Annotated in this window: 14 protein-coding genes; 13 read left to right on the plus strand and 1 reads right to left on the minus strand. The window is 52.3% G+C overall.

Annotation, left to right across the window (positions count from 1 at the left end):
• The first annotated feature begins 212 nt into the window (after window positions 1-212).
• From KOO63_14130 to KOO63_14190, 13 genes are all read left to right on the plus strand, one after another.
• On the plus strand, window positions 213-2,657 hold the full coding sequence (locus KOO63_14130) for a T9SS type A sorting domain-containing protein (GenBank protein MBU8922951.1): 2,445 nt from the start codon (window positions 213-215) through the stop codon (window positions 2,655-2,657).
• Entirely contained in the window at window positions 2,654-4,729 is a 2,076-nt protein-coding gene (locus tag KOO63_14135; GenBank protein MBU8922952.1) for a T9SS type A sorting domain-containing protein, read from the plus strand. Before KOO63_14130 ends, KOO63_14135 begins: the two co-directional genes overlap by 4 nt.
• Before the next feature lie 268 nt (window positions 4,730-4,997).
• Window positions 4,998-5,711, plus strand: coding sequence for a hypothetical protein (locus KOO63_14140; protein ID MBU8922953.1), 714 nt, complete (start codon window positions 4,998-5,000; stop codon window positions 5,709-5,711).
• Between the two features lie 264 nt (window positions 5,712-5,975).
• Complete coding sequence (locus KOO63_14145; GenBank protein MBU8922954.1) at window positions 5,976-6,188, plus strand: dodecin domain-containing protein; 213 nt, start codon at window positions 5,976-5,978, stop codon at window positions 6,186-6,188.
• A 332-nt stretch (window positions 6,189-6,520) separates the two neighbouring features.
• Window positions 6,521-7,237 carry a choice-of-anchor N protein gene (locus tag KOO63_14150; protein ID MBU8922955.1) on the plus strand — a complete coding sequence of 239 codons (717 nt, stop codon included), beginning with the start codon at window positions 6,521-6,523 and terminating at the stop codon, window positions 7,235-7,237.
• Between the two features lie 559 nt (window positions 7,238-7,796).
• Complete coding sequence (locus KOO63_14155) at window positions 7,797-8,879, plus strand: hypothetical protein (protein ID MBU8922956.1); 1,083 nt, start codon at window positions 7,797-7,799, stop codon at window positions 8,877-8,879.
• Window positions 8,876-10,084, plus strand: coding sequence for a hypothetical protein (locus KOO63_14160; GenBank protein MBU8922957.1), 1,209 nt, complete (start codon window positions 8,876-8,878; stop codon window positions 10,082-10,084). The genes KOO63_14155 and KOO63_14160 overlap by 4 nt, the downstream gene beginning before the upstream one ends.
• Window positions 10,085-10,155: 71 nt before the next feature.
• Complete coding sequence (locus tag KOO63_14165) at window positions 10,156-11,610, plus strand: toll/interleukin-1 receptor domain-containing protein (protein ID MBU8922958.1); 1,455 nt, start codon at window positions 10,156-10,158, stop codon at window positions 11,608-11,610.
• A gap of 27 nt (window positions 11,611-11,637) precedes the next feature.
• Window positions 11,638-12,795, plus strand: coding sequence for a patatin-like phospholipase family protein (locus tag KOO63_14170; GenBank protein MBU8922959.1), 1,158 nt, complete (start codon window positions 11,638-11,640; stop codon window positions 12,793-12,795).
• A 54-nt stretch (window positions 12,796-12,849) separates the two neighbouring features.
• A complete protein-coding gene (locus KOO63_14175; GenBank protein MBU8922960.1) occupies window positions 12,850-13,440 on the plus strand; it encodes a hypothetical protein in 591 nt (196 codons plus the stop codon).
• Between the two features lie 34 nt (window positions 13,441-13,474).
• A complete protein-coding gene (locus KOO63_14180; protein MBU8922961.1) occupies window positions 13,475-14,059 on the plus strand; it encodes a toll/interleukin-1 receptor domain-containing protein in 585 nt (194 codons plus the stop codon).
• A 3-nt stretch (window positions 14,060-14,062) separates the two neighbouring features.
• Window positions 14,063-15,634, plus strand: coding sequence for a pentapeptide repeat-containing protein (locus tag KOO63_14185; GenBank protein MBU8922962.1), 1,572 nt, complete (start codon window positions 14,063-14,065; stop codon window positions 15,632-15,634).
• Window positions 15,635-15,701: 67 nt separating this feature from the next.
• Window positions 15,702-16,184 carry an isoprenylcysteine carboxylmethyltransferase family protein gene (locus KOO63_14190; protein MBU8922963.1) on the plus strand — a complete coding sequence of 161 codons (483 nt, stop codon included), beginning with the start codon at window positions 15,702-15,704 and terminating at the stop codon, window positions 16,182-16,184.
• 27 nt (window positions 16,185-16,211) lie between these two features.
• On the opposite strand, the gene KOO63_14195 is transcribed toward KOO63_14190, so the two are convergent.
• Window positions 16,212-18,461: a patatin-like phospholipase family protein gene (locus tag KOO63_14195; protein MBU8922964.1), complete on the minus strand. Its 2,250-nt coding sequence runs from the start codon at window positions 18,459-18,461 to the stop codon at window positions 16,212-16,214.
• Between the last annotated feature and the right edge of the window lie 146 nt (window positions 18,462-18,607).

Genomic DNA, 18,607 nt, shown 5'->3' on the forward strand with positions numbered 1-18,607 from the left:
CCCACCACCACATGGTACAATGCTCCTCTGGGATTTCCACGTATCATTTGTTTGCTGTAATTGGGGATATAGCATAATTCTCGCCTGAGCCGACACACCCGTCCCCGGTTTTATACATAAACAATCGTAAACAGCAGCGACCCTTGTCGGGCCTGTGCGTTCAGCATGGAGCCGACGGGGATGGTCTACCTTGAGATGCCGGGGAGGTTCCTGTGAACAGACTCATTAAAACAACCATATTACTCATATTGCTGGCTCTGCCATTTGTGGCGCAGCCCGCGCAGGCCCTGTGGGTGCTCGACGGTTCGCCCGTCTCAGAGGAATTACGCAACCAGGACTACTGCGAAGCTATCAGCGACGGGGCCGGTGGGATGATCGTCGTCTGGGAGGATTCTCGCGGGGCCTACCAGGGGATCTACGCGCAGAAGATCGACGCGTACGGTAACCCGGTCTGGACGATAGATGGTGTTCCAATCTGCACAGCATCCGGTTCCATGAGCCAGCCGCACCTCTGCTCTGACGGTGCGGGCGGAGCCATTATCGTCTGGGAGGATTACCGCGCGATCAACTGGGATGTCTACGCTCAAAAGATCGATGCTGATGGAATCACTCAATGGGCCGATAACGGGATCGGAATAGTGACTACTACAGACTATCAGGATCATCCCCGACTTGTCCCGGACGGCAGTGGCGGGGCAGTGATCGTCTGGGCGGATGACAGGAACGGCGACTGGGATATATACGTCCAGAGCATCTCCTCCGATGGGCTACTTGGTCCGGGATGGTTTACCGGGGGGCTGCAGGTCTGCTCCGATGGTGCAGATCAGTTCTACCCGGCGATCATCGAGAGCGGACTCGGCACCACGATCGTCGCCTGGCGCGATGACCGAACGGGGGCCCTGAGCATCTATACGCAGATGCTTGACTCGGACAGCAACAAACTGTGGGAGGCTTCCGGTGTTCCAGTCGATGCGGTCAGTATCGTACGTGGTGCGCCCCGTCTGGTCTCCGATGGATACGGCGGCGTCATCGTCACCTGGAGGGACGGAAGGACGATCGACTACAATATTTATGCCCAGCGTCTCGACCTCGGCGGCAACATCCTCTGGGGATCGAGCTCTGTGGTCGTCTGCGGAGCGACCGGACACCAGTACTATCCGGAGATAGTGAGCGACGGCCTGCACGGCGCGATAATCACCTGGCAGGACAATCGGGTGACAGATAATGACATATACGTTCAGAAACTTGATCCGAACGGGAACAGTCTATGGGGATCAAACGGCACGGGAATCAGCACTATTCCCGGATACCAATTCCAGCCGCAGATCACAACGGATGGGGCGGGAGGCGCGATCATCGTCTGGCGGGACGAACGATTCGGTGATGAAGATCTGTTTATTCAGCATATCGACACGGACGGGCTCACGACATGGGCGTCGGACGGCACTTCGCTATGCACGGACAGCCCCGAGCAACAGACGAGGCCGACTATCGTCTCCGACGGTGATGGTGGGGCCATCGTAGCCTGGGACGATTTCAGGGGCGGCACATACAGTGATGTATATGCCCAGCGCCTGGAGAGAAACGGGCTCTGGGGATATCCGGTGGCGAGGGTCACGGACATCCAGGATATATCGGCCGACCAGGGTGGTCATGTGGTCATCGTGTGGCAGGCCTCCCGGCTCGACACAGGAGGGCCGAAGGATGTCGATCGATATACGATCTGGCGAGGCCTTCCTCCGGCGATGGTCGCGCAGCTGGTCTCAGGCAGCAAGATCGACCTCGATCGGCCGCAGACAGTTCCGGGAAGCGACGGGAAGAGGTATTATTTTACAGAGGTGGCCGGCACGACCTACGGATGGGAATACATGGGCGAAGAACCATCTGACGGAGGCGCGGCCTATTTTTTCTTTACTACGACATTATATGATTCTTCAGCAACGAACGATGGGATCCATGATTTCATGGTCATGACACACCGCTCCGCACTGTTCTGGGAGTCGGAACCGCTCAGCGGCTACTCGATCGACAATCTCGCGCCGAGCCAGCCTTCGGGGGCCCAGGCCGAGCAGAGCTTTGACCCGGAGGGTCTGTCACTGAGCTGGGACGGTAATACCGAGATCGATCTGCTCCAGTACAACATCTATCGACTCGACCCGGATGACCCGACGATGAGCCGTATCCCCGGCGATGTCGGTGCGGCCAGCGCTTATCTCCTTCTTACTTCGACTGAGGATACTACATATTTCGATGCGGAGTGGAGATGGTACAGCGGGTTCGCGTACAAGATAACGGCGGTAGACATGAATGGAAACGAGAGTGAGCCCGACTCGATCGGCTCTGGTGACATCACCGGTGATGTCATTCCGGATATGCCCGCGGCGAGTTATCTCTCTCAGAACTACCCCAACCCTTTCAATCCGATGACGACTATCCAGTTCGGCCTCAAAGAGTCGTCGAATGTGACACTGAAGATCTACGATGTCTCCGGGAGGCTTATCCGGGCCCTTGTCAGCGGAAGGCTCGAGCCCGGCATTTACAACGAAAGCTGGGACGGCACCGACGACCGGGGGCATGGAGTGGCCAGCGGAGTCTATTTCTACAGCCTTCGCACGGGATCATTCACCGACCGGAAAAAGATGGTGATCTTGCGATGAATAATAAACGAGATATCAAGGAGGCCGGAAAGATGAGAGGGAGAGTAATACTTGCAGCGGCTCTTTGCCTGACATTCGTCGCCGCCATCGTCCTGCCAGCCGAGGCGCAGTGGATCGAGGACGGAACTATTGTAGCGGCATACGATGGATACCAGGGAGAGCAGCACATGGTGCCCGACGGCAACGGGGGGGCATTCCTCGCCTGGACAGACGACAGGCCCGGGCCCGCCGATGCGGTGTTTGCCCAGAGATTCGACGCATACGGAAACGCTCTCTGGGCGGCTGGTGGTGTCCCCGTCACTATGACGATCTCGTATAATCAGCAGCACACAAATATCGTCCCGGTAGGTGACGGTGGGGCGATCGTCGTCTATGCACACGAATATTCGGCCGGTAATTATAATATCAGGGCGCAGCGTCTCGATGCCGAAGGTAATATGCTATGGACCGTCATTGGGATCTCAATCGTTGCTGCAGTCGGAGACCAGACATATCCGGTAGCGGTCCCGGACGACGAGGGTGGTGCGGTCATCGCCTGGCGGGATGATCGGATGGGCAACAGGGACGTTTATGCCCAGAGGGTCGATTCGTCGGGAGTGGTGCAGTGGACAGCGAATGGAGTCGCCATCTGTGGTGCCGCCGAGGACCAGTTCAATGTCGTGATCGTGTCGGACGGCAATCACGGGGGGATCATCTCCTGGACCGATTTTCGTGCGGTGGTAAACTCCGACATCTATGCGCAGAGGGTGCGGTATGATGGTGTCACGATGTGGACCCCAGACGGTGTCCCTGTCTGCACGGGTTCGGGGCACCAGAACACTCCACAGATCATTACTGATGACAGCGGCGGGGCGATCGTGACATGGAACGATTATCGCGCCGTTACCCATACAGATATTTACGCTCAGCGTATCGATGCCGGTGGCTGGATGCTGTGGGCGATGGGTGGAGTCGCGGTCTGTGTCGAGGCCAGCGATCAGGGATCCCCGCAGTTAGTGCCCGATGGCAGTGGAGGGGCAGTAATCGCGTGGCACGACTTCAGGGCGGTGATGTTCGCTCACTGGAACATCTATGCCCAGCGACTTGATCTCAACGGGGCGGCGCAGTGGACCTCCGGTGGAGTAGTGATATGCGATGCTTTGGGCGACCAGGAATATCCTGCGATGGCCCCATCCACCGATGGCGGGGCGATCATCGCCTGGGAGGACGACAGGTACGGCAACTACGATGTGTACGCGCAGAAGGTCGATGGCAGTGGTAATCTTCTATGGGAGACGTACGGTATCCCGGTCTCCGATGTGTCCGATATGCAGGTGAATGTCCGACTGGTGGAGGATGAAGAGGGGGGTGCGATATTCTCGTGGATGGATAACCGACCGATCGAATACAACTGGGACCTCTACGCGTTGAGAATGGATAGCGAGGGGTACTGGGGTTACCCTTCGGCGTATATAACGTCGGTGGAAGATGTCCCGTACGATGAGGGGCTGCAGGTGACAGTGACCTGGGATGCCGCGCGTATCGACGACTACCCATACGCGGCGGTCACTGAGTACGACGTGTACCGGTCCATTCTCTCTTATCCTGATTATACGTGGACATTACTCGGCACGGTCGAGGCGTTCCAGCTTGCATCATATTCATACACCGACGTGACGACGGCAGACTCGAATCTGGTCGATCCAAATTATCACCACTACAGGATCGTGGCCAGATCCTCAGCGCCCGCCGTTTTCTGGACCTCTCCGCCCGATAGCGGGTATTCGGTAGATAATGTCAATCCGCCGCCACCTGTGTCGTCCTGGGTCGATCAGAATTATCCGAACCCCTTCAATCCGACGACGACGATCCAGTTCGGGATCAGAGTGGCGGGGCGTGTCACCCTGCGGATCTACGATGCCGGAGGACGACTCGTTGCAGAACTGATCAATGAACATCGTGTCGCTGATCGTTACGAGGAAGTCTGGGATGGACGCGACAGGCGGGGAAATCCTGTCGCCAGTGGAGTCTATTTCTACAGCCTCACTACAGTCGAGTTTGAAGAGACGAAGAAGATGTTGCTGTTGAGGTGATAGCTGTTGTAGCAGAGACGTTACATTTTCTGTAGCGTTTCTGCTACAGAGAAGAAAAAAATGCTTTGATGTTGAGGGTATTACGTTTGTTAGAACTACGCCCAATGTTGGTTGTTGCTTTGCTGACCTTGACTTGGTTCCAGCAACTATTATATTTATAGACAAGGATTGTGATCCCACCTTTCACAATTCCGGTGCTGCGCTTAACGCGGCGGCACAAAAGATTAATCAGGATAAAGTCTCGGATCCTTGAAAAGCAGGTGGCATAATGCGCGTTATTCTTCAAGTGTTTTTAGGACTGCTCCTCACGACATCAATTGTAGCTTGCAATGAAGACCCGGTCAGCCCGGAGCCTGATCCGGAACCGGTTTTTGAGATTGATACGGGCCCAGACGAGGCGGATTACGATTTCTATATAGCGATGTCTTATTCCGACCCACAGCCTCTGATCATTACTGAGAAACGGTTTTATGTAATCATCGCCTGCGAAGACGAGCAGCAGTCCTTCCAGTCGGTCGCCATGTCCGTTCAGGGTGCTTCAGTTCCCCTACAGCATGTTAATTACGGTGGCACTGATTTCTATATCGCCTATTTCAACAGAACGTATGCTGAAATATTCAGTTTCAGATTCGAGATAAACGGCAGGGTCGTTGAGACAGATCTTGAGACAGTCAGCGAACTGCACTGCACACTCCCCACATCTCTGTTCCCGCAAAGCGATGTGACTCTCAACTGGATGGCGACGAAGGATCCGCAGGTGATTTATGTTGAAGGGTTTGAGCGCCGTGCCGATTTCAGCCTGGTAGAGGTCACGCAGGAGAATCTCAGCAGCGATGCAAGGGGATTTACGATCCCGGCAGAATGGCTCTGGACGCATGACGCGACAAGGGTCCGCAACCTGCAGGTCGGCATCATGAACTACGTCATCGCTGACAGGGTATGTTTCACGATCAGCGATGGGGCGTACAAGTCGTACGAGTAGCCTGGACACAATAGATCCGGCTGGACCGCATAAGTATCAATTTTCTCGAGATCGACTCGTGGTCTGCCCGCAGGCAAGCGGTGATTGGAAAAGTGGGCTTTATTTCTACGATTCTACTTCTTGTGAGTTAGAGGATACAAAGAGGATACTTTGTCTTTGACAATATGATGAGCTTGTCTCACTATCACACACACGGACAATTTTTATCTCAATAGACCAATGGATGTTTTTCATTTCAAACAGCCATTGTAGAAAGGAACGATAATGGGTGAGAGCGTGTACAAGATCATCGAACTGGTAGGGACGAGTACCGAATCCTGGGAGAAAGCAGCAGCCGCAGCAGTAGAGACTGCCGCGAAGTCTCTTGCGGACCTTCGTATCGCTGAGGTAGTCGAGCTGGACCTGCAGCTGGAAGACGGGAAGGTCAACCTGTACAGGGCCAAGGTAAAAGTGTCGTTCAAGTACAAGGATAATTAATAGTATTACATCCAGGATGTCATGGACATCCTGGAGATTCTGTACATCAGGGACATCAGGGACATCGGGGACATCGGGGACATCGGGGTGATCAGCCTCTTTGTCCCCGATTTCGTAGGCAGGATTTAACACGAAAGTATAAACACAGGCACTGTCGAAATATTTTACACTATTTCAGGGCAAATAATTTAGCCTTTTTTACGACTCATAACTCCTTTAATAACACTATGTTAAAAGTGGATTCATATGGCATGACAAATGCAGATACAGGCGTGTATTGGTAACCAAATCGTGCAAAATGCAAAAAATACCGACACTTATGGGGGTAAGTGATGAAAAGGCAGGTAATTACAGGGTTGTTGGTCCTTGTGGTCATGATTGTTGCCGGATCTGTGTCTGCAGTGCCGAGACTTCAGACCTATATCGTCGATTCGGAATACTCAAATTTTTATAGCCTTATGGACCAGAGGTCCTGGGTCACCAATTCCCAGCAGTTCGATCTGAAAGTGATCGGATACTGGGGAGAGGCCGATAACTCGAGCGCGGTCAGCGGTACCGTGAACCCTGTAGGGATGCCGAGCTATGACCGCCTCGAAACATACCTCGCCATAAGTGTTCCCTGGAACCAGTCAGGGACCGTGTGGATCAATGGTGTGGAGATAAACTCCTTCGGTCGGTACAGGGACGCACTTCCAGTCGGCGTGAATCCCGATTGGACGGTCCGCTATTTGCCTCCCGCAATTCTGGGCAAGTTCAATTTCCATGCAATCGGTTCGATAGACAACGACCAGGTCAACGCATGGAGCTACGACCATGGGCTCATCCATTCCCCCGGTTGGGGAGACGAGATCCTGATGGACGTTGTGGTCAATGGATTCGACTGGGCTCATTTCGACGCAGTCGGAGTCGACGCTAACGGCAGGACTTTCACCAGTGCATGGGATGACGATTCGAGTTACTTCGCTACGCCGGAGCCGGGAACGCTGAGTCTGCTGGGTCTGGGTCTTCTTGGCCTGGCTCCTTTCCTTCGCAGGAAAAAGAATAGCTGACGGCCTGATAAGCTGATGGCCATCATAAAATGATATCTTCAAAGCGGGTGCCTGAAAGGGCGTCCGCTTTCATTTCATAAGAACGATCTTCCCTCCTACTGAAAATCGTCCAGATCGACCTCGATGATCTCCACCGTCCCGCTGTCGTGACAGGACAGGGCTATATAAATATTGGGGTAGCTTCCAAAAAACACAGCGTACCTTATCTTTTTATGTCAACGGCAAACGGGGGCATCCCGGGCGAGCTGGTGTTCCCTGGACATCTCACTAGATACCAGCAAAAACTGTCAACTTTTGTTTACGGCTGATACATCGTCAACCTGGTACAAAAAAAGGAGTTAATTGACATGATTTCCAACTAATCTTCTTGACTCTCAAGACAGCAGGTCTACAATAACAGGCACTCTTGCCAGAGGGGCAATCTGACAACAAATAATCTTCGGCCAGGAAAATTGGCATTGGTTGGACCGTACCTGCAAATTGCGCGACCGGGTGAATTACTGAAGATACGATGCGTCTATGAGTATGTGCATGGATTATTATTGCGAAAGGAGATCCCATGTCCCGCAAATATGTATTCCTTGTCCATGGAATCGGTCGTCATCAGGAAGGAGAATGGTCGAAGCCCTGGAAGGCGGCGATCCTCAACGCGCTTAAGAAATATTCTCCTTTCAACTCCATGACTGATGGTGATCTTGATCAGCAACTTGCCTTTGTGCCGATCAGCTATGACTCCGTCTTCGAGGGATTCCGCAGCAAATGGGGAGGACTGGCAGAGGCACTTGGCAATAACGACATCATCGCCAACCCCGGGCTGAGAAAGGCCTTCGAGTGGGTCGCCGACAATGAAACGGAGGATAACGGACTGACGGCGTTTTTCTGGGATAATGTCCTCGACGCGATCCTGTGGTACGCCTTTCCCCAGGCCCGGGGGGCCGCCATTGCGAAGGTGGTCGAGCAGCTCGCGGCAGGAGCCCGCAAGATGTATGATGAGAACAACGGTGTCAATACGTCCCATGTCCTGGCCCACAGCCTGGGTACCAGCGTCAGCCACGATGCCCTTGTCAGCCTGCGTTATGCCGGGCATATCCATGGAGGAGCCTTCGACTCGAAGCATCACAAATGGCGGTCGGTGTTCATGATCTCGAATACCAGCAGGCTTTTCAGGACATACACCAGGATCAGCGACGATGTGCCTATCGAAGAGTACGCTCCCTACACTTCAAACATGAAATCGGGAACGCGACCTTCGGCGATATGCATGCGGTACGCCAATGTCTATCACCGTGTCGACCCGGTATCCTGGCCCCGGCGATTTGCCCCTGCTGACTGGCCTTTCTCATCGTACCTCGACATCGAAACAATTCGATTTGACCAGCAGAAGGAAATACACAACATCGATCATTATATGGCCAACCCTCATGTCCATATCCCTTTCCTCCGGAGTGTACTGCAGAGAGACACCTTCGGTACCGCGGCGGAAGTAGCACAGTCGATGAATGAGTTCGAGCGGGACTACCCCAACCAGGCAGCCAATGAGTTTGCCCAGCTGAGGGATCTGCTCAACGGCGACTTTGACAGGAAGCTGAATACCAGGGAGCTGGCAGAATTTCTGGTCAAGACCTATAAGGAGCTGCAATGATAACACTGACAAAATCGCTGTGTATCGGGCTGCTGTTGGCTGCCGTGCCGTTTCTCGTACATGCCGAGGATAATGAGCCTGTGTTTCCTGACAGCAGTTGGGTTCGATTGGATCTGTCAAGTGTGAACACTCACCCTGGCTTCGATTCCTTAGGCGACGTTTTTTCTGGAGGTGGGGCAGAGTGGGAACAATCTCCGCTGGTTAAGGCCTACAGCGAGTTTGTGGAGCCTCAAACGCTTGTGGAGATCGTCCAGGAGATCATTCGAATAAAGAAGGTCCTGGCACACAGCCCCAACTTCGAAGAAGGTAACGGGCCGCGTATTCGAGCCAGTCTCACCCGGGAGCTCGATAGCCTGATAGCATCTTTTGCTGACCAGCTGGCGGAAACGCCCCAGAGACTTGCGACCTGGGAAAGTGTCCGCGAGAAAATCGGCCTCAACAATTTTCAGATTATAGGCAGTAGATGGCGGGGATCATCTGTGGAAGGAGCTACTGAGTCCATTGTCAGCAGTACCACGATCCTCTTTGCTGGTAAGCCTACTCAAATCGTCCTGTCGACCACTCAAGGGGATCTTTCCTTTATGCCTTTTGTCTATTTTGCTACCTTGCCCCAGGCCATAGAAGTGCGAGTCGTATGCAATCGTATCCTTCACCTTTTTAATGCTGCATACGTGGAGCAACTCGATGTTACCGTGAAGCGTCTGGGACAGATCAACAAGGCCTGGGATACATACCTCTCAAAAGGGTTTTCACAGTATCCATGGGAATTCCTGCTGAACAGTCACATCGTCGATTTCTCGTGGTCCCGCCCACCAGTCTGGCAGCTGGTCGTCGTCCATCCCGAAGCGGCGACCGTTATCGACATCCGCAATTCGAGCACGACGCAGACCGAAAGTTCTATCGCCATCCACGGTTTAGGATTTGTCCGTTACCTTGGCGATGAACGCAACTGGTTCCTGGGGAGCTCCTTTACTGTGTCCATACCACAGGATGATGAATTAGGTCTGGGAACGGGGTTGACGGTTCATTTTGGACACGCCGACCTCTATAGCCAGTTTCCCCATCTGAGCCTGAGCATCCTCTGGCATGATTTCGCATCTAACTCTCATGGTCCTGTAATCGGGGTCAGCATCGATTTCTGGAAGCTGTTTTCCAGGAGGGGAGGCGAAGAGTTGTTCCGCAAGGTGTTGGATGAAAGGAAATGAATAATCGAATGCGCAGGTTTCTCTACACTGGGAGCAGATATTAAACATCTAATGACCTGGGGGCGAACAATATGAGTGACGTTTTTATCAGCTATTCACGTTCTGACCGGGATAAGGTCGGCAAGATCGCGGAACTGTTGACAAAAAAAGGATATGACGTCTGGTGGGACAAGAGGCTTCTGCCCGGAGATGTCTGGTTAAGAGAGATCGCGACAGGGCTTCGCGAAACCAGGCTCGTACTCGTCCTGTGGTCGGAAAAATCTATCAAGTCGGATAATGTCCTGAGTGAAGCATTGTATGGCATCAAGAAGAGGACCCTTCTGCAGGCATTGATCGAGGATGTAGAGATCCCATATTTCGCAGAGATAATTCAGGCTTCGAATATTGTGGGATGGCCTGATAAACACGATAAGACAGAACTGGATATGTTGCTCGAAGCTGTGAAAAAAACTCTGGAGACAAAGCCAGTTGAATCTACAGGCAGCAAGGATGATAAGATCGTAGACATCAGAAATGCGTCGGAGAAGGCCAAAGACAAAATAAAGACGATAAAGAAAATGTCAGATACGACAGAGTCCAAGATAGGGGGCATTGAAGCAAACAGGACTGTCGAAGATGCTGGAGAGGTCATCGAGGTCATCGACACGAACCTTGAGGTCATGGATAAGCTCGGTGAAAAAGGTCGGGAAGTGAACGATATCCGTGTTGAGAATGTAGAGATTTCCAGGATCGAGCTTCTTGTTCAAAAGGCGAAACTCCTGATCCAGGAAGCGAACAGGATGAAGGCGGACGAGAACGCGCCTGAAAAAAAGAAAAACAAGGTATTGTTGAAGAAACAGAAGGAAGCGTACCGGGTGCTTGAAAAAGCGGGTGAGCTTGTTCCCGAGAACACAGAGATCCTTCTGGAGAAAGCAAAGTTGTTGATCGATCTGACCCCGGACGACCCGACTGACGAGGAAAGGCTCCTTTATAAAATACAGGATCTCCTCAAGACACCTAAAAACGACAGGGAGCAGTTTCACATCGCTGAAGCGACGATGCTGCTTGCTATCTCGAGGGGCGACTATAACAAGGAACAACTCGGAGAAGCGAAGAGGATGTTCGGGAAGATAGACCGGCAGGACAGAGTGGAAGAATGCGAGTTCTTTATTGACCTCGCTGAGTTGACGAGCCTGGAGAAGTCCGATGACATGGAAGAAGTCCAACCACTCCCACAACCTGCTGAATTTCAGCCTGTCGGCCAGTGGGCCGTGTATGTGAGCGATGCGATGAACAGCTTCATATCACTTAATATCAATCCTGACGGTTCATTTTCCTGTCTTCAGCAGGTGCCGGCGATAGGTCTGAACATGGAAGCGCAGGGACAGTGGGGGTACAACCAGGTCAACAAATATCTCCAGATCCAGGGTATGCGCGCTGACTGGATGCCGTTCATGATGGGTATTACAATAATGGGGATGCAGGAAAACCAGTATCACGGTACTGGTATAGACGGATTTTTGTATAAATTTTCGCGGATAACCTAGACCTGTATTTATTGGGGGGAGATCGAGATGTCAGTATGGGGACCACTTGCGCAGCGTTACGAGAAATCAGCGCCAAGAAAGATACTTTCACTCGATGGAGGAGGGATCCGGGGGGTCCTGACGCTCCAGATCATAGCGGAGATAGAGCGTCAACTGAGGGGGAAAAGTGGCAAAGGGGATGAATTCCGGCTCTGCGATTACTTCGATTATATTGGTGGAACGAGTACTGGTTCGATAATAGCTGCAGGGCTGGCGCTGGGTATGAGCGCCGATGAGATGATCGAGTTCTACAGCGATATGGGGCCGAAGATTTTCGACAAGTCTTTCATCCTGAAAAGGTTGAAATACAAATACGAGGATGAACCACTGGCGAAACAGCTCAGGAGTGTCTTTGGGAAGGACACCGATCTCAGCCCAGAATATCTGAAATGCCTGCTGCTCGTAGTCACCCAGAACGTTTCTACCGATTCACCATGGCCGATAAGCAGCAATCCAATGGCCAAATACAACGACACTTCAAGGCCTGACTGCAACCTTCGCATTCCACTCTGGCAACTGGTCAGAGCCAGCACTGCAGCTCCGGTATACTTTCCTCCCGAAGTCCTGCAGTGGGATTCGAAGGACCCGGACAAGTCGTTCGTGTTTGTGGACGGAGGAGTGACGCCGTACAACAACCCATCCTTCCTGATGTACCGGATGGCTGTTTCGCCTCCGTACAAGCTGACCTGGGAAAAGGGTGAGGAAAAAATGCTTGTCGTATCGGTCGGTACAGGATCGGCTCCGAAAGAATCGGATGGCTCGCCATACGGGAACCTTCTTTCGGCCGGGAAAAATGCTCCCGGCAATCTGATGTACGTGATGTCGATCAACCAGGACATCAATTGCAGGACGGTAGGGCGATGCACATGGGGAAGTCCGGTCGACAGGGAACTGGGGGACATGATACCCAGAGATGATAGCGGCAGGCTGATACCACTTTCGCAAAATCTTGGCAGGGATTTCCTGTATATGCGCTACAATGCGGAATTAAGCGAAGAAGGCTTGGCCGGGCTTGCCTTACAGGATATCGATCCTGAAAAGGTCTGCAAACTTGATTCGATCAAAGAGATGAAAAATCTTACCCGCATCGGGAAAGCGGTGGCCAGAGAAGTGAAGCTCGATCACTTCGGTCCTTTCATGCCCTGACCGAAACTGGTGGTTAAGGATTAGTTGCCGGGCAAGGAGGCGGATTCCGTAAATATGGAAATCATAGTATTCACCGGGCATATGATCGACAGGCCCGACAGGACGATATCGAGATTCCCTCCAGAAAGGGAGTCCGCCGCGAGAGAAGCGATCAGAAAAACGGTTGCCGGGATCAGGGATGAATCGGAAGGAGAACTCGTCGGTTATGCCGGAGGCGCATGTGGCGGGGACATTCTATTTCACGAAGTATGCAAAGAGCTCGGGATAAGTACCAGACTGTTTCTGACATTACCTCCAGATAAATACAATGAAGCATCGGTGCAACATGCCGGAACAGACTGGAGTCGCCGCTTCAGAAAACTCTGTGACGAGCACGCGACGAAAGGAGACATGGTGATCATGTCTCAAGAGAAAGAACTCCCGGGGCGGTTGATGGAAAAGAAGGATTACTCGATCTGGGAGAGAAGCAATCTCTGGCTCCTGCTCAACGGGCTTGACGATGCTGCTGGTGATGTCACCTTTCTCGCTCTCTGGGATGGAGAGGAAGAGGGCGATGGTCCGGGTGGAACCTCACACATGGTAAAGATCGCTGAGGAGCGCGGGGCTCGCAGTGTTGTAATCAGGACCGGGGAGATATTTGATTAATTCTGAAGCTGTTATTTAGATAAGCAGGTGGAATATGGCGGATTATGAATACGACGTATTTTTCAGTTACAAGCGTGACGAACTCACCAGGGAATGGCACGAAAAAGTAAAAGTTCTTCTGGAATACTGGATCAGACAGGAATTGAACGTGACCAAAATCCGGATATTCATGGACACGGAAGACATCAAGACAGGCGATAAATGGAAACAGATTATCGAGAAGAGCCTGAGAAACTCGAAATGTCTCGTCGGTATCTGGTCGCCTGATTATTTCCATTCGAGATGGTGCCTTTCGGAATGGGCTTCGTTCCGGGAGCGGGATAAGATAATCAAGCAGGATTCACCGATTATTCTCCCAGCGAGGTATCATGATGGGGATAGTTTCCCCGAAGAAGCCAGGAATCTTCAATCCAGGGATTTCACCGAATTTAATTCGACCATGGCTTATTTCTGGAAGAGCGAGGACGGTTTCGAGTTCGAGAAGAAATTGAAGGAATTCGCGAAAGAGATAGCCGAGGCGATCAAAAACGCGCCCGAATACCGGGACGACTTCCCGATAATCATAATCGAGGAACAGGATGTACAGGAACCCAAAAAAATTGAACGGATAACGGTGTAGATCATGAAGAAAAATCAGAGAATGGGAAGGGTATACACGTTCTATTCCTACAAGGGTGGAGTCGGCAGGTCGATGACCATGGTGAATGTTGCAGCACTGCTGGCGAAATGGGGGCATAAAGTCCTCATAGTCGATTGGGATCTCGAGGCTCCCGGGCTTGAGATATTCTTCAACAGAACACCGGTGTCGATGAATGGCGACCCGGCCAGGATCCCAGGTGTAGTCGATCTCCTTCTCAGCAGGACTGGCGCCCAGAAGCTGGATTGGCGAGATTGTGTCATCGAGATCGATATTCTCGGTAGTTCACTGGATATCATAACTGCCGGAAAAAGGGATGATGATTACCGGGCAAAGCTGCTCAGCCTCGACTGGCCCAGGCTTTTCGAAGAACATAGTATCGGGAACTACCTGAACGATATAAGAAACGAATGGATAGGCGAATATGATTTCGTACTTATCGACAGCAGGACCGGGATAAACGATATCGGGGATATCTGCACGGTGATCCTTCCAGACGTACTGATCCTTTTATTCGTCACCAACCGTCAGAATATCGACGGTATCAAGCGTGTGATGGCGAGGGCGCGGAAGGTGCAGTCGCAGTTGCCCGTGAATCGGAGCAAGCTTGTCGGAGTACCCGTGCCCAGCAGAGACGAGGTATACAACGAATACGACAGGTCACAGGAATGGAAGAACATCTTCGCCGAAGAGATGTCGGAGTATTACCGAAACTGGTTGCCGAGAGGCGTGGAACCTCGGGAAGCGCTGAATAAGCTGTTTATACCTTATGTGGCAAACTGGAGTTTTGGTGAGAGGCTGCCTGTCGTCGAGAATGAAAGTGAGATACATAACCCGACAAGCATCAGCGCTGCGTACGGCAGGCTTGCCAGGCTGATCGAGAAAGATCTCGATTGGACAGCCCTGGTCGCCACGTCGGACCCGAACGAGATCGACAAGGTCAGGCAGGATGCCGTGTCCGCGAAGGACGAGACCAAAAAAGTTAAACGCAGGACGCGATGGATAGCTGCCGCCAGCATCCCAATCGTCATCGTGGCGATAATAGCGATCATGACGTGGGTAAATTCTTATATGGATATTCAGAATTTTGAGGAACGGCTTGAGCAGGCCAGGGTATTGATAGATGCGGAGGCTGGGGTTCGGGTTTCGTCGGCCAGAAGGACTGCTCTGGAATTTCTTATGGTAAACGGCAAGTCGTTGCAGGAGGTGAATCTGGAATCTGCGGACCTCAGCGGGATGACCTTTGTTGACGCGAACCTGACAGGAGCAAACCTGAGAAACGCCGATCTCAGCGATGCATCGCTTCGGCGTGCCAACCTGCGCAGGGCGGATCTGACCGGAGCGAATCTGAGAAATGCAGATCTTACCGCGGCAATCTTTGCCGGCGCTAAACTCGGTGACACCAATTTCGATAACGCACTGCTCATTGGTGCACGGATCGATTCAGTGAGAAACCTCGATCCAACAAGTCTCATCAACGCCAGGGAGTTGGACAGGGCAGTTCTCAACGAAAGAACATCATCCTATTTCAGGGACAATAGACAGAGAAGCAAGTAGTGATAAAATCATAATCGATCACTGAAGTTAAGGAAGCGTTGGAACAGATTTATTGAGAAAGGGTGCCGTGCGAAACTCAAAGAAAAAAGACCAGATCACTTTCCTTATCCCCGCATTCCTTGTCTACAGCACGGGCATGCTTTTCTGTGCATGGGAACTGGTCAGGCGTCAGCAGGACATTAATATATTCTCGATGAATAGTATCGTGGGAATCAGCATGGTCATCATAGGATTGACGATCAATCTGGTCGCCGCATTTACGCTCCGCCGGTCCTACTCCTCGACCCTGGAAATAAGGGAAGATCATCGGCTCGTCACACATGGTATATTCAGGTTCATACGACATCCGATCTATCTGGGAAGCATCATCGTTTCCTTTGGTGTCCCGGTGTTTGTCTGGACCCTGTATGGCTTTCTGATCCTGGCCGGGCTTGTTCCTCTGGTCCTGCACAGGATCAAACTCGAGGAGAAGATGCTGATCGAAGAATATGGAGACACTTACCGTAAGTACATGGAATCTACAGGGAAGCTGCTTCCATTCGTCTATTGAAAATGCTGGCAGTGTGGAACCGCCAGATCACCTGTTCAAAAACCCTGCCCGGCGATGGATCATTGGTTGCCCGAGGATGAGATAGAAATTATTCCGTCCCGCTTCGGCAAATCCCCACCCGATGTAGATCGGACCTATATAGCTGTCGAGCCCCAGAAAGATACTGCCGGCGACGATTCCGTTCGCGAGATCGATGTCTTTCCTGTCCTGAAAGACATTGCCATACTCAAGGGAAAGGCCGGCGAAGACAGGTAGAATGAATATAGTCCCGATCTTTCTGTAAAAGGCGCCGTATATCAGGCCCGCGTTCTGGCCTGTAAGTTCGTTACGCTCCAGGCCAGACAGCCTCGTGAACCCTCCCAGGTTGAACCGGTTCTGTATCGGCGCGTTGCCATGGTTGGTAACCGCGAGTTGCCCACCCAGCAGGCCGGTATTTTGTCCAATAGATTTAGCGAAAGTCCCCTCGATAGTTCCCTGTTCGAATTCCTGATCAGAGCCAAGAGCTTCGAAGTCGGCGGAGAGCCTCACCCGCAGGGTACGCCCGGAAAGGGGAAATTTCAGATCATCCATCTCATCTGCAAAGAACTGTAGAAAAAGTCTGCTTGAGTCAAATTTATAGTCGGGGACGGCTGGGTCGCCCGCCTGTATTTCCATCTTGCCCATATCCCGGATCACCCCCACACGGATCTCTCCCCAGGCTCCAAGCTCTCGTCCGCTTGACACTTCGATGCCGTAACGCTTCATTCCCCACTCCGCCAACAGGTTGCTGTTGGCGTCGAATGCATTAATAGCCCACTCACCGAATGAGGCCCGCAGCTGAATGAAATTGCGAAGCTTGAAGTCGAGCGGTTGATAGAGCTCGGCGAATATGCCCGGTTCCTGTCCTATCTGGACACCGAAACGCCATTCGCCATTCCGGGAATTGATCGCTGTGCGGGTGTAGGCGGCTGCGAGATTGAAGTTCGGACTTTCGTAATCCTCATAAACGGCCGCTCCGAACTGAATGTAGTTCGGGCCCCAGGACGCTTCCTGCGCGGTGATCGTCAGCAAACAGGCACCATGCTTCCTGGTAATATCGTAATAGACCGATTCGAACAGCTCGAGTCCGTAGATCCGAGCCAGGTCCCGTTCGAGCATGTCGATGTCGAGAGGCTGTCCTTTTTCGACATTGATCATAGAGATGAGCACACGGTCGGAGATCCGGGATCTGTTCACAAGCTTTATTCCATCAATGACCGGAACGGACCAGGTCTGCTCGCGACCGGCCAGATGATTTTCATAATCATCTTCAGACATCGAAAGAAGGGTGAGTTTGTCGGAAACCGCTTCAGCAGCTGTGACACCAGTAGGAATAGCTTCCCCGGCGCGTTCGAACGAGCCTGTCGTTATGTCTCCGAGCTCTGGTTTTATGAAGATATCATCAATGTTTAATGAAGCGATCTGAATGTCGGTGTTACGCCTTGTCAAAATTCCGGTGAGCTGATCGGTGACGGCCATCACAGAACTAAGTTCCTCGATGCTCTGCAGGGGGGTGCTTATATCGACCGCGATGACGATATCGGCGCCCATCTGGCGAACGACATCGATAGGAAGGTTACAACTCACGCCGCCATCTATGAGAAGCATGTCGTCTATTTCCTTTGGAGCGAAGATGACCGGAAGAGACATGCTTGTTCTCATAGCTCGTGCCAGGTCGCCTTGGCTGGTCACCACAGTCTCACCGGTGACAAGGTCGGCCGACACGGCGCGGTAAGGAATAGCGAAATCGTCGAAATCCCTTATCATCATTACCGGCATAGTGTATCTTTTCAAGAGGAGGTCGATCTTCTGGCCATCGAGTAGTCCCCTCGGAAATCTCAGTTTCATTCCGGTCAGCCCGGGTTTGTTCTTGACCAGGTAGAAATCGTCGTCCCTCTTGCGGCGAAAGGTCCGGTCCACCCGGGGGATATTCTCGACGAAGGCGTCCGCCCAGTCGATACGTGTGACTGTCTCCTCGAGCTCATCTACTGACATTCCGGTAGCGTAAAGGCCTCCGACGATGGAACCCATACTTGTCCCCGCGATATAGTCAATGGGGATGCGGTACTTCTCCAGTACCCTGAGTACTCCGATATGAGCCGCGCCCCGGGCACCTCCACCACTGAGAGCCAGCCCGATCTTCGGGCGTTCTTCGACTTTCGGGTGGGGGGGGGCTGCCATGGCCAATGTCGTCGACAGGATCACGACGGTACAGGCCAGAGTTGCAGTAAACAGCAATATATTCCATTTTGTTTTCAATTAATTCCTCCTCAGGCTATCTCGATGTATATATGACTGAGCGATTTGACACAATGGATTTAAGGAATGATCGTGATCTGCCGAAGAGTCAATCAGGATGCCGCCGATCCTGTAGGGTAAGTACGGCATATGATGAGACATGTATT

This window comes from Candidatus Latescibacterota bacterium (assembly GCA_019038625.1).
Taxonomy (GTDB): Bacteria; Krumholzibacteriota; Krumholzibacteriia; order Krumholzibacteriales; family Krumholzibacteriaceae; genus JAGLYV01.

Coding starts and splice junctions, on each gene's coding strand:
- KOO63_14180 (MBU8922961.1), top strand. CDS start 13,475: ATGGCGGATTATGAATACGACGTATTTTTCAGTTACAAGCGTGACGAA.
- KOO63_14145 (MBU8922954.1), top strand. CDS start 5,976: ATGGGTGAGAGCGTGTACAAGATCATCGAACTGGTAGGGACGAGTACC.
- KOO63_14150 (MBU8922955.1), top strand. CDS start 6,521: ATGAAAAGGCAGGTAATTACAGGGTTGTTGGTCCTTGTGGTCATGATT.
- KOO63_14185 (MBU8922962.1), top strand. CDS start 14,063: ATGAAGAAAAATCAGAGAATGGGAAGGGTATACACGTTCTATTCCTAC.
- KOO63_14135 (MBU8922952.1), top strand. CDS start 2,654: ATGAATAATAAACGAGATATCAAGGAGGCCGGAAAGATGAGAGGGAGA.
- KOO63_14160 (MBU8922957.1), top strand. CDS start 8,876: ATGATAACACTGACAAAATCGCTGTGTATCGGGCTGCTGTTGGCTGCC.
- KOO63_14140 (MBU8922953.1), top strand. CDS start 4,998: ATGCGCGTTATTCTTCAAGTGTTTTTAGGACTGCTCCTCACGACATCA.
- KOO63_14170 (MBU8922959.1), top strand. CDS start 11,638: ATGTCAGTATGGGGACCACTTGCGCAGCGTTACGAGAAATCAGCGCCA.
- KOO63_14155 (MBU8922956.1), top strand. CDS start 7,797: ATGTCCCGCAAATATGTATTCCTTGTCCATGGAATCGGTCGTCATCAG.
- KOO63_14165 (MBU8922958.1), top strand. CDS start 10,156: ATGAGTGACGTTTTTATCAGCTATTCACGTTCTGACCGGGATAAGGTC.
- KOO63_14175 (MBU8922960.1), top strand. CDS start 12,850: ATGGAAATCATAGTATTCACCGGGCATATGATCGACAGGCCCGACAGG.